Origin of the sequence: Planococcus soli (assembly GCF_016881065.1) — a bacterium.
Lineage (GTDB): Bacteria > Bacillota > Bacilli > Bacillales_A > Planococcaceae > Planococcus > Planococcus soli.
Window position 1 is genome coordinate 157,341 of the sequence record NZ_WXYN01000022.1, and the last position, 12,649, is coordinate 169,989.

The 12,649-nt window shown below is 44.6% G+C and carries 11 protein-coding genes; 5 read left to right on the forward strand and 6 right to left on the reverse strand.

The features are described from left to right. The first annotated feature begins 162 nt into the window (after nt 1-162). The 3 genes from GJB59_RS12045 to ulaA are packed head-to-tail and all read left to right on the forward strand — an operon-like array spanning nt 163 to nt 3,785. Nucleotides 163-2,229: a BglG family transcription antiterminator gene (locus GJB59_RS12045; RefSeq protein ID WP_142828293.1), complete on the forward strand. Its 2,067-nt coding sequence runs from the start codon at nt 163-165 to the stop codon at nt 2,227-2,229. Continuing rightward, nucleotides 2,226-2,492, forward strand: coding sequence for a PTS sugar transporter subunit IIB (locus GJB59_RS12050; protein WP_142828295.1), 267 nt, complete (start codon nt 2,226-2,228; stop codon nt 2,490-2,492). Before GJB59_RS12045 ends, GJB59_RS12050 begins: the two co-directional genes overlap by 4 nt. 24 nt (nt 2,493-2,516) lie before the next feature. Next, entirely contained in the window at nt 2,517-3,785 is a 1,269-nt protein-coding gene (gene ulaA / locus GJB59_RS12055; protein WP_142828297.1) for a PTS ascorbate transporter subunit IIC, read from the forward strand. A 61-nt stretch (nt 3,786-3,846) separates the two neighbouring features. On the opposite strand, the gene GJB59_RS12060 is transcribed toward ulaA, so the two are convergent. Next, nucleotides 3,847-4,059: a helix-hairpin-helix domain-containing protein gene (locus GJB59_RS12060; protein ID WP_142828299.1), complete on the reverse strand. Its 213-nt coding sequence runs from the start codon at nt 4,057-4,059 to the stop codon at nt 3,847-3,849. Nucleotides 4,060-4,321: 262 nt separating this feature from the next. Between GJB59_RS12060 and GJB59_RS12065 the strand changes: the two genes are divergently transcribed. Further along, nucleotides 4,322-4,870, forward strand: coding sequence for an alpha/beta hydrolase (locus GJB59_RS12065; protein ID WP_185960059.1), 549 nt, complete (start codon nt 4,322-4,324; stop codon nt 4,868-4,870). 187 nt (nt 4,871-5,057) lie between these two features. Here GJB59_RS12065 and GJB59_RS12070 read toward each other — a convergent pair whose 3' ends face one another. From GJB59_RS12070 to GJB59_RS12090, 5 genes are all read right to left on the reverse strand, one after another. Then, the gene (locus GJB59_RS12070) at nt 5,058-6,203 is read right to left on the reverse strand and encodes a CapA family protein (RefSeq protein WP_142828303.1); all 1,146 of its coding nucleotides are present in this window, start codon (nt 6,201-6,203) and stop codon (nt 5,058-5,060) included. A 519-nt stretch (nt 6,204-6,722) separates the two neighbouring features. Further along, on the reverse strand, nt 6,723-7,178 hold the full coding sequence (locus GJB59_RS12075; RefSeq protein WP_142828305.1) for a GtrA family protein: 456 nt from the start codon (nt 7,176-7,178) through the stop codon (nt 6,723-6,725). Nucleotides 7,179-7,204: 26 nt separating this feature from the next. Beyond that, on the reverse strand, nt 7,205-8,344 hold the full coding sequence (locus GJB59_RS12080) for a glycosyltransferase family 4 protein (RefSeq protein ID WP_142828307.1): 1,140 nt from the start codon (nt 8,342-8,344) through the stop codon (nt 7,205-7,207). A 43-nt stretch (nt 8,345-8,387) separates the two neighbouring features. Next, entirely contained in the window at nt 8,388-9,536 is a 1,149-nt protein-coding gene (locus GJB59_RS12085) for an NAD-dependent epimerase/dehydratase family protein (RefSeq protein WP_142828309.1), read from the reverse strand. A gap of 180 nt (nt 9,537-9,716) precedes the next feature. Beyond that, nucleotides 9,717-10,454: a hypothetical protein gene (locus tag GJB59_RS12090; RefSeq protein ID WP_142828311.1), complete on the reverse strand. Its 738-nt coding sequence runs from the start codon at nt 10,452-10,454 to the stop codon at nt 9,717-9,719. Between the two features lie 155 nt (nt 10,455-10,609). Between GJB59_RS12090 and GJB59_RS12095 the strand changes: the two genes are divergently transcribed. Then, nucleotides 10,610-12,643 (forward strand): Na+/H+ antiporter, encoded by a 2,034-nt coding sequence (locus GJB59_RS12095; protein ID WP_142828313.1) that lies wholly within the window; start codon nt 10,610-10,612, stop codon nt 12,641-12,643. Nucleotides 12,644-12,649: the final 6 nt, after the last annotated feature.

The window sequence follows — 12,649 nt, forward strand, 5'->3', positions numbered from 1 at the left end:
CAAAGCGGTGTATAAAATGATAATACTCAAGTTCAACTTACATAGCCTATCTTTTAAAACTACAGTACAGTGTTGTGCAGGGATAAGAACAATATTGGGACTGAGAAAAGATGTATTTCAGCAAATGCATAGACTATTGTAAAGGTAAGGGAGGATCAAAGGATGTTTTTAGACGAAAGAAGTGCCGGTTTACTAAAGCTCCTGCAGCATTCATCGATTCCCTCAATGAGTGAGATTGAAGATCAAACAGGACTGACACGCAGACAGATTCAATACAGTTTGGGCAAGGTCAATGATTGGCTTGAATTTAATAGTTATGATCCAGTGCAGTATAAGCGTGAACTCGGTTATTTTCTATCCGATAAGATTGCAGAAGATGAAATAAGCGTCAAGCTGACAAAACGGAGTTATATTTTTTCAGAAAAGGATAGAGAACAAGTAATTTACTTAATGATTCTTTTGAGCCAGGAACCTCTGTCGGTGTTTCATTTTCAGTCGGCTACGGGAGTTTCAAGAAATACGGTATTGAATGACCTCCAGCGTTTGAAAGAAACAGCTAAAGAAATCGGGTTAACCATCCATTATTCCAAACAATCCGGTTACATCATAACGGGCAACAGCCGGATAAAACGTTTTGTTATCGAGCAGCTGCTTTATGAAGTGTTGAATAGCCCGAACAGCCAAATGATTACGCAGTGTATCTGGAGCGGATTTGAAGAACGCATAGCAGCCGTTCATCAGAAGCTGGAAAACATTGAAAAGCAATTGGATATCACCTTTACGGATGAACGCCTCCATGAACTCGCGTATCTTTTCTTTTCCACTGATCAATTGATCTGCAAAGGAGAAGAGTTGGATCAAGATCCGAGCTGGCTCCCATTTACGGAAACAAAAGAATACCTGCTGATTGACGAAATGATTGATACTGCCGCATTTCAATCCCAATGGAGCCTGACAGAAAAACTGTATGCAACTTTGCATCTGGTTAGCATGAACCGGACAAAAGATCGGTCGCCTTTGAGAGATGACCGGGTTTTTCATGAACTTTTGCAGCAAGTCACAGAAGAGTTTGAGCGGCTGACATTTGTCCATCTTCACGATAAAGAACAGCTTTGCGAACAACTCTATGTTCATTTCAAACCAGCTTTTTACCGCATCAAATACGGATTTCCTCATGTTAATCCCATGATGGAGCGGGTTTCCAAAATTTATCCGGAACTTCAGCATTTGACGCGCAAGTCCTTGAGGATTCTGGAAAAAGAACTGGGCTTTCAACTGCCGGAAGATGAAGTAGCCTATTTCACCATCTATTTTGGGGGCTGGCTTCAAAGGCAGGGAACTCGTTTGGATGACCGAAAAAAAGCGATTGTCGTTTGCCCTCATGGCATTGGCGTGAGCAATATCCTCAACTATACGCTGCGGGAATTATTTCCGACCATCCTGTTTTTGGATGTGCTGTCTGTCCGGGATACAGCAGAGTATCCACTGGACTATGACCTCGTATTTTCATCGGTCTTTATGAGAACGGAGGCTACTTTGTTTGTAGTCCCGCCAATTCTTGAGGAGCGAGACAAGCAGAAATTGAATAGGCAAGTAATGCAGGAGCTATACGGCTACACGGTTCCAGACTCTGATGTTGCCGGATTGATGAAATTGATTTCCAAATACGCAACGATTCATGACCCGAATCAGCTGGAAAAGGAACTGCAGGCCACTTTGTATACGCAAGCAGCAGGAACAAATACACATGCAGTAAAGGAGGCAGAAAAACCTGTGTTAGGAGAATTACTGACTACGCAAACACTTCAATTAAAACAACATGCTGCCACTTGGCAGGAAGCGATTCAACTGGCTGCCAGTCCGCTTGTGGAGTTAGGGACAGTTGAAGAACGATATGTAACGGCAATGGTCGAGTCTATTGAGAAGAACGGACCTTATGTGGTCATCACCCCGCTGGTCGCAATCCCTCATGCACGCCCCGAAGAAGGGGTGCGTTCATTATCAATGAGCTTATTGAAGCTCGAGCAAGCGGTGGATTTTGCGCCGGACAAACCAGTCCAATTGATTATCGTACTGGCAGCAGCTGACAGCGACTCGCATCTGCGGGCTTTGATCCAGCTGACAAATTTACTGAACGAGCCGGCTAATATCCAAAGGATGCTGGAAGCAACGGACAAAGAACAACTTTTGGAAATCATCCATAACTATTCTAAGGAGGAAACAGAATGAAAATCATGGTAGTGTGCGGAAACGGATTAGGAAGCAGTTTTATTATGGAATTGAATGTGAAGAAGGCGCTAAAAGAATTGGGGAAAACAGCGGAAGTGGATCATACGGATCTGACTTCAGCAAAATCGGAGCAAGCGGATATCTTTATCGGAGCAGCGGACATCATGGGTCAATTGGATGATGGAAACCGGACCATTGTCAATTTAGAGAACATGATGAGCATTCCGGAGATCAAATCAAAACTTGAGCCTCATTTAGTATAAGTCTGACGGGAAGGGGGAACTACTGTGTTACAACTGATCATGAACGATATTTTAGGAACACCTGCTATTCTTATCGGGTTGTTTGCGCTTGTAGGATTGCTGCTGCAGCGCAAAAGCAGTGCTGATGTAGTATCGGGAACGTTAAAAACAGTGATGGGCTTTTTAATTATTGGAGCCGGAGCTACAGTGCTGATTGGCTCGCTGGATATATTCGGGAAAATGTTCGACCATGCGTTCAACGTGCAGGGCGTCATTCCGAACAATGAAGCGATTGTCGCAGCTGCTCAAAGCGAGTTTGGGACATCTACTGCATTGATCATGGTATTCGGGATGATCACCAATATTTTATTGGCACGCATCACTCCGTTCAAATACATATTCCTTACTGGACACCATACTTTGTTCATGGCATGCCTATTGGCTGTAACTTTGTCAGTCGGGGGACTGGACGGCGCTCCATTGATCATTGTGGGATCGATTCTCTTGGGCTTGTGCATGGTGCTGTTTCCAGCCCTGTTGCAGCCGTATGTGCGCCAAATCACAGGCAGCGATGATTTTGCTGTAGGGCATTTCGGCTCGATCGGCTACTTTGTTTCCGCTAACGTCGGAAAATGGTTCGGCAATAAAGAAAAAACGACTGAAGAGATAAAAGTCCCTAAATCATTGGGCTTTCTAAGAGATACTTCTGTCGCAGTCTCTTTGACAATGACGTTGTTCTTCTTAGTTGTCGCTTTGTTTGCCGGACAGGAGTTTGTTGAAACAACCCTATCAAACGGTTCGAACTTCTTGGTCTTTTCATTCATACAAGCAATTACATTTGCTGCAGGCGTCTACATTATCCTTGCGGGTGTGAGAATGCTGATTGCTGAAATTGTACCTGCTTTCCAGGGGATTGCCGATAAATTGGTGCCGAACACGAAACCGGCACTGGATGTCCCAATCGTTTTCCCGTTTGCACCAAATGCCGTAATCATCGGTTTCCTGTTCAGCTTTTTTGCGGGATTGCTGGCAATGTTCCTTCTTCCGGTTCTCGGATTAAGTGTCATTGTTCCCGGGCTGGTTCCGCATTTCTTCACAGGAGCAGCGGCAGGCGTCTTCGGCAACGCAACAGGCGGAAGGCGCGGTGCCATGATGGGCGCGTTTGCCAACGGACTGATCATCAGTTTTATCCCTGCTATTTTGCTGGTCTTGATGGGCGATATCGGATTCTCTGGAACAACATTCGGTGACTCGGATTTTGGAGTTGTCGGCATTCTGATTTTGAGCATCATGAAGTTTTTAGGATTTGCATAAGCAGCAGCATATAGACAAAAGCCATTCCGAAATCAGCTGATTTTGGAATGGCTTTTTGCATTCAGGATTTGAAACGCAACTCCTGCTCATCGAGTGCTTGCCGTAGAATGCCCAAAGCTTTGGGGCCGAAGCCATGCAGTTCGAGCAACTCCTGTTCGGCGGCTGACGTCAGATCCTGGAGCCGCTGATAGCCAGCCGCTAAAAGTGCACGTTGTGCCGGTTTGCCGATGCTTTTGGGGAACTCATGATTTTCTGTCGAAAGCTTATTCTCCATTTTGATCGCTCCTTTTATTTGGCGGGTGCTGCCCGTAAAATAATGCTGTATTCCACATAAGCACTTCTACAAAAAGTTTGAAGAGACGTTCCAAAAACAGTGGAGCAAGTAATTTAGTTGCCTATATTTTAGCAAGGTTTAGAGAGCCGGTATATGTTTGATAACCAAAATAACGGAGAAATATAAGATGACAACATCTTTAGTTCGGGTCTTTCCAGTATTCTGTAAAAGGATTGTGACAAAATTAAAGGAGGCGGCTTCTATGAAGCAGGTTTTATTCATCCACAGCGCGGGCCCTCAAGGAGAACGGGAGGGAAGTACGGGATTGCTGCGGTACTTAGAGGACGAATTGGGATCAGGTTTTCAAGTGATTGCGCCAAAAATGCCAAATCCGGAAGACCCGCAATACGCAACATGGAAAGTGAAATTAAAGGAAGAAATTGCTGCTCTGGACGATGGTGCGGTCTTGGTGGGCCATTCAATTGGCGGATCGGCGTTGTTTAAATTTTTATCGGAAGAAGAGTTGGGAAAGTCTTTTGCCAAAGTTATAACGATTGCTGCACCTTTTTGGGGAATCAATTCAGATTGGGAGTTGGAGAACTTTACGCTGGCAGAAAATTTTGTTTCCCGAAGTTCACTATTGCCTGATGTCGTCCTTTTCCATAGCATCGGTGACGACATTGTACCTTTCAATCATATGGGAAAATATATGGAAAACATTCCAAACGCAACAGTAAGGCAGCTCACGGGAAGCGACCACGTTTTTCAAGATGGCCTTGAAGAGCTCGTGGAAGAAATTCGGAAAGTGTAAGCAAAAACACCCCCATCATGCGCATGATGGGGGTGTTATCTAGAAGAACAACAGATTCAACAGAATCGTCAAGACGATAGAAAGTATAATTGAAATGAGCAGGCCGCCCATACAGGAAATTCGCATAATCATGCCACCTTTTTGAAGATACTATCAAGTACCCGAATCAGCATGGAATTCAAACCCATTATTCGATAAATTGAAGATCTTCAATCCATGTGGACAAATGGGCTTTCGTGGCTGTGTTTAAGTCGGCATCAACGTTCTTCAGCAAATCCATTTCGTAATCCTTGGAGTTGGAGCTTCTGACAAAAGTGGTTGTAAAGGCTGGATTCTGCAAGGTGATGGTACTGGAATCAGCGGTCATCTTTTTTTCAATGTCAAGATGCAGGATTGCACCAATTTGCCGATCCAACTCGTCCTGGCCTGATAGGAAGTTTCCAAGCGAGTAGATGACGAAAGCTCGGCGACCGTCTTCCGTGTCAATCCATTCTGGAGGCTGCAGTACATGGGGGTGATGGCCAAGTATGACATCAGCTCCATTTTCAGCGGAAAAATGGGCAAGTTCAATTTGTTCGGCGTTTGGCATTTTTTGATATTCTTCCCCAAAGTGAAGGCTTAAAATGACCACGTCCGATACTTCTCTTGCGCGCTTCAAGTCCTGTTGGATGAGCATGGGATCGATGCGGTTGACCAGATAATCTTGTCCGGCAGGAGTGGGAATTCCGTTTGTTCCATAAGTATAGGACAGAAAGGAAAAGGTGATGCCATTGCTTGTCATCAACGCAATTTCTGCCCGGTCACCGGCGGATAAATAAGACCCGGTATAGATTATTCCTAGCTGCTCCCAATAGCTGATGGCATTTTCAATCGCTGGAATTCCCCGGTCAAGCGTATGGTTGTTCGCCAGACTGACGACATCCACCCCAGAGTCCTTCAAGGCATCGCCTACTTCGTAAGGGCTGTTAAAGGCGGGATAGCTAGACAGGCCAATTTCGCTTCCACCGATGATGCTTTCTGAATTTGCGACAGTAATGTCCGCGTTTTTCAGAAAAGGGGTCACTTTTTGGAGCATAGGGTTGAAATCAAATCCATTTGCCGTTTTGGCATCCAGGTAAACACGTTCGTGAATCAGAACATCCCCAATGGCAGACAATGAGGCGGAATGGGTCACGTTCAATTCTGCAGGTGAAGTGGCAATGGGAAGTTTCCGGACTTCAAAAATAACAGACTGTTGCTCTTTATCCGTTGTGACAGGATCGTTGGAGCACCCCGCAAGCAGAAACACCGCAGCAGCTAAAGATAAAAAAATGGATTTTCTGCAGGAATTCACTCGTTTCACTCCTCAAATTTGGCGGTACGATCTACAGAATTGAACGAAAAGAATTGCTTTCATATCATAGGGTTAAAAGAAATTAATGAATGCAGAAACACTTGCCAAGCGAATGCTGTACTTAATGCGAACGTTCAAGGTTTATCTCGTTATGTATAGATTACTATGGATGTGCTTTTTTAACTAGATAAATTAAACTAAAGAACTATGTTTTTTGAAAATGTATAGAGAAGTATGCGTGGAGATGTCAGCGTGGCTGCTTTTTTCAGACAGATAGACAAACAGTGCCGCTAAGAAAATTTAGAAAAAGCCCTTTACGTAAGCTAGGCTATTAATCTTTAATTGCCGATGTGACGTAAACCAGCTCCACTTGCCGTTCTCACGGGCTAATCCCAAATCGGTAGGCAAAATGTTAATTATTAAGTTCAAATCATATAGTTGGAAATGTACTGAACTATTATTCGACATTAAAACCCCTCTCATCTCCAATATTTTGATGAGAGGGGTTTATCAAATGACTTATCCGTGTCGATTTTGACGTTCTTTATCTTTAAAGACGAAATACTTAATCATAAAGAAACTTGCTGAAAATGAAGCAAACATCGCCAATCCCTTTGCCAGATTGTGACGGAGCCATACAGGCATGCCAATAAACTGAAACAGCAAATTGAAAGCCAGGAAAACCCCGTTATTAATCAGCAGGCTGAATAGTCCCTGCAGGAAAAAGCCGACCCGCTGATCCGGGCTGCCCTTTGCCGCACGCTGAAAGGTGATTCGGGAATTCCAAAAATAACTATTGCCCACTGCCAGGCAATAAGCAATAGTATTAAACAGCGTTAAAGTGCCGCTCTGGTCAGTCGGATGCAGCAGCAACAGCAGATTGAGCGACCCTATATCTACAGCCGCGTTGGAGATGCCAATTATGGTAAATTGCAGTGTTTGGGCAGGCGCCCGCGATTTTCTGCTGTTCTGCATGACATCCCCCCATTCTCAGGCCGTTCTTATTCCGCAGCCTGGAAGGGCTCCACAGCTTTCGCTTCGATTATCTGGGTATACAAATCGCGGATTTGTTCTGCTGCGGCAGCCCAGCCGAGTTCAGCGACGTCAACGACTGCTTGCTGTGCCAGCTGCTGGCGAAAGCGGGCATCTTCCAGCTGCAAGATGATGTTCTTGAAGCTTTCCGGATCTTTTGAGTCATAGAGCAGACCATTTCTGTAATCTGTAACCTGTTCTTTTGTCGGGCCACTCTCCGCGGCAACTACCGGCAATCCTGAAGCCATGGCTTCCATAATGACCAAGCCCAATGTTTCGGTAGTGGAAGGAAAGACGAACGCGTCTGCCGAAGCAAAAGCCGAAGCCAGTTCATTCCCGTGAATAAAGCCGGTAAATACAGTCCTTGTATTAAAAAAATGTTTTTCAAGTTCTTTGCGATGAGGGCCGTCCCCGACAATGGCCAGGCAAAATCGATCCGATTCCTTTAGAACATCCCTAATTTTTTCAATTTCTTTCTCAGCTGCCAGACGGCCTACATAGATAAGGAGAATTTTATCTTTTTGTCCTCCAGATAAGCGGTTGCGCATGTCTTCTGAAGAATGCCTCGGATGAAACTTCTCTGTATCGACTCCACGTTTCCAGACCTGCATCCGTTCAAATCCCTTTGTTGTCAATTCTTCTAAAACCGTGTGAGACGTGCATAAATTAAGATCCGCTTTATTGTGCATTTTTTTCATGTACCACCACATGATCCAGTCTAATTTACCGAGTTTGTAATAGGCCATGTATTGAGGGATATTGGTGTGGTATGACGCGATTAATGGAATATCAAGCTTATCGGCATAAGTGACGCCGGAATAACCGACAACTGCTGGGTTCACGACATGAACGATATCCGGATCAAATTCGGTCATGTATTTTTTTATGATCCTGTTTGGAAAAGCGAATTTTTTGGAGCGATAAAAAGGGAAAGCATATGCAGGAACGCCTTTGACCGTGGCCCCATCAAACTCCTTCACGCCTAAATCCGGTGCAATGATTTGCACTTCGTGGCCATCCTGGTGAAGCCAGCGGATACAGGCAGCCAATCTCGTAACAATGCCATCGGTAGAAGGCAAAAAAGTCTCAGTGACGATCATGATCTTCATTGAAACAGCTCCCTCCGGTGAAATTCGATTCGGCAACCGCCACTTATTTCCACTTAACGGTTGGCAGGACGTTTTCTTTGATGACACGATCCTTATGTGCGATGACAGTTTTTAAAATAGTGCGAATGACGTCGTCTGTCAGTAAATGGGGTTTTAATCCAAGGTCCAGCAAATTCGTATTGACGGCTTCATAGAAATGCTCTTCTTTCTCAACCCGCGGGTTTTCCAGGTGGGAGATTCCAACTGCCAATCCCTCTTCAACCGCTACTTTTTGGACCATCTCGGCCAGTTCCATTACTGAAAATTCTTCAGTAAATTGATTGAACACACGAAATTCTCCAGAATCAGCAGGAGTTTCAGCCGCTATTTCAATACAGCGTACGGTGTCTTCGATACTAAGAAAACCGCGCGTTTGGCCACCTTTTCCATAGACTGTCAAATCGTGAGCGATGGCGGCCTGAATGATGAACCGGTTCAATGCCGTTCCGAACACGGAATCATAATCCAGCCGGTTTGACAGAATCGGATCCAGCTCAGTTTCGTTGGTTGAAAGTCCGTATACCACGCCCTGGTTCAAGTCTGTGGCACGGATTCCCCAAATCCTGCAGGCGAACATGATGTTGTGGCTGTCATGGACTTTGGAAAGGTGATAATACGAACCAGGCTGCTTGGGAAAAGGCAGGCGGTCTTTACGGCCTTTATGTTCAATATCCAAATAGCCTTCTTCGATCGGGATGTTGGGTGTTCCGTATTCCCCCATAGTCCCAAGTTTTATCAAATGGCAATCCGGAACAATGTCTTTTATGCCGTAGAGGACATTGAGTGTCCCGACCACATTATTGACCTGCGTATATACGGCATGCTCCCGATCAATCATGGAATACGGAGCAGAGCGCTGTTCGGCAAAATGTACAAATGCCTCGGGCTTTTCTTTTTCAAGAACGGTTTTTAGAAAATCGAAATCCTGTAAATCACCTTCATATGTACGTATCTCTTTGCCAGTCAGTTGTTTCCATTTGGCTACCCGTTCCTCGAGGCTGGCAATGGGTGTAATTGAATTTGAGCCCAGTTCTTCATCAATATGTCTTCTGACCATGCTGTCAATGATAGCAATATCATGTCCTTTTTGAGATAAATACAAGGCAGTTGGCCAGCCGCAAAATCCGTCTCCGCCTGCTACAATAATTTTCATCAAAAATTCCCCCATTCAGGCATTTTGTATGACATCAACTATTTCGCCGGAAACTCATTCATATCCTCTGTGTACACATCAATTTTTTGTAATAATAGATATATCTTTAGTACCACTTTAACAAAGTAAATAAACCTGGACGGGAAAGAGGAGGTTTATTCGGCAGTCTGCCATTCCAATTTACAGAATCAGCTGCAGCAGTACGGCGATCAAAACGAGTCCTGCAATAAAAGAAGGGAAGCTGCTGTTTTTCTCGACCGGCAGTTCGTCATTAAGAATGTTGAGAATGATGCCCCCAGTCAGAAAAGCAGAAAAGAAGGCGATATTCAATTCGGAGGTTTCCGTTAAATTGTAGATGAGCCATCCAACAAACACTGCAGCAGCCAATATCCAACGGCCAATATTGGTGTACAGTTCTTCATGCGTCAGATGAAGCACCCGATTATTGGCGATAAAATGAAAAGAAAAGACAATAAAGTAAATAAGGTAGTCCGCAAAATTATCCCCGCTCAAATCGATCAGCAAATATCCAATCAGTATGTTGTATAACGAGAAAGACACAATTTCGAGAGCGAATACGGGTTTGCTTGGCCGGGTAATTTCGTTTTCTCGTTCATTTTTTGCTTGAGACTTTGCGTTTAATTGGCTGATGCCGTAAAAAAAGGCGATCCCAGCAAGCGTTGCCAAGTAGGTAACATAGTCAAGGCTCTCCAGCCAGGCGGGCAAATGAGCTTCTTCTGCGACTTCCTGATAATGAGTCAGTTCAGGAACCAGGTGCAGAAAAACGTAAGCGATGGATCCGCCAGAAACAAATGACATCAATCTGTCTTTCGGTTTTCTATCCAGAAATTTAATGTAATTCGTAAAGAGATGGATCAGCATAAATCCGATGATAAACGCCAAACTTAAATAGAACATTTCGCTACCTCCCAACATTGGTTAAAAGGAGTATACCCGAATTTCATTTCTTTAATAAAAGAAATGATAAAAAGCGACTCTAAAAGCGGATTGTGGGTATACATAAATGACTTGCATGAAGTTGACTGAAGCTTAGCGCAGAATGGAGAACAGCTATGGACTTGTTGCTGACGATTTTTCTATTATTGATTTGTTTATTGATTTCCAATGTAGTAAGCCATTACATTCCTTTTATACCGACGGCTTTAATCCAAGTCGCACTGGGCATTATTCTGGTTTTGGTTTACCAGGATATCTCCTTTGATATAGAAACTGAATGGTTTTTGCTGCTGTTCATCGCCCCGTTGCTGTTTAATGACGGCAGCCATTTTCCGCGGGAAGAACTATGGCGGATGAAAGGCCCTATTTTAGGGAATGCCATCATCTTGGTGCTGTTGACCACTGTTGTGGGAGGTTATTTCATCCATTGGCTGATTGATGAAATTCCCCTGGCCGCCGCCTTTGCATTAGCCGCCATCCTATCACCTACAGACCCGGTTGCGGTAAACGGAATCGCACAGCGCATCCGGATTCCGCAGAAAGTGTTAAGCCTGGTGAGAGGCGAATCGCTGATTAATGATGCATCCGGTCTTGTGGCATTCAACTATGCCGTGGCTGCTGTTGTAACCGGATATTTTTCGCTGTCAGAGGCAGTATGGGATTTTTCCTATAAATTTGTAGCTGGTGGACTGTTGGGTCTGACATTGGGCTTATTGATCATCGGCATACGGTTGATCCTAAGGAAGCAAGGCATCAACGATGTAACATTTCATACCTTATTGCAAATCATGACCCCGTTTTTGATCTTTATCGTGACGGAAGATATTCTTCATGCCTCCGGAGTTATTGCAGTAGTCGTAGCGGGAATTGTGCACTCTTTAGTGCGGGAACAGACGGAAACGCTTATTGCCGAAGAGCAGGTAGTAACGGAAAACATTTGGACGATTATCCTTTTCATCCTGAACGGGATTGTTTTCCTGCTGCTTGGTTTGAATATCCCGACTTCAATGAGCGGGGTGCTGGAAAATCCGAATACCAGCTTGTTGCTGATCGTTTCCTATGTGGCGGCAATTGGCTTGATGATTTTAGGAATCCGCTTTATCTGGGCGTATTTGTTTTCGATATATGAGTACCGCTTTGGCAAAATGGAGGAGTCGGCCAAGCCGAGCTTGAAGCTGACGCTTTACGTCAGTTTAACCGGGGTCCGTGGGACGGTTACAATGGTCGGGGTCTTGTCGCTGCCGTTTCTTCTGGATAATGGAGAAGATTTTCCGAACCGTTCACTCATTCTCTTTTTAGCAGCAGGAACGATTCTCTTCACATTAATTGTGGCAACGATTTTCCTTCCTATGCTCAGCAAAGGGCAGTTGTCAGATGGCGAAGATGAAGTGAAGATGGACTTGGAAGAGGCGCGGAGACGAATCCTGCTTTCCTCGATTAAAAAGATCAAATCTGAAATTACCGAAGAAAACGAAGCGGCTGCCTATGAATTGATGGAGGAATACAAATTGCGCTTCCAGCAAATTCAGCCGGAAGAAGATGCAGCGGCGCAAGCCAACAAAAAATATCAGCGCAAAATGCGGGAGGTCCGCTTAAAGGCGCTGCGTTTGGAACGCAGATACATTCAGGAGCTTCGCCGCAAAAAGGAAATGACCCATGAAGTGTATGAGGCATTTGAAAAGTCACTGGATCGGCGGGAAGAAGTAATCGCCAATAATGCGCGTTCAACCATGCTCTACTTACAAGGAAAGCTGATCCGGGCTTGGAGGCGTTTTAGAGGGCAAAATCTTAATGAAGAAGAAACGCGTCTTGTTGAGTTTCAGGAAGGGCGCCAAATCCAATTGCAAGCATTGCAGTCAGCATTAACGGGATTGGAAGATTATGCAGGGAAATACGAACCGAAAGAGATCATAGAAGCGGTCATCTCGGATTATAAGCAGATGGTCAGCCGATTGAAAAAGCCGGAAAACCTGTATGACGAAAAGTACGAACTGCAAAAAGAAGAGCTGCGTGTCATTGTCATGGATATGGGGCGATCTGAAATTTATAAAATGTATGTGGCAGGGGATATTACAAGGGAACAGGCGAGAGAGTTGAGGCGGTATATTCATTACATTGAAAGTGTCACCCTGCACGAAACAGGTGAATAGACCGGG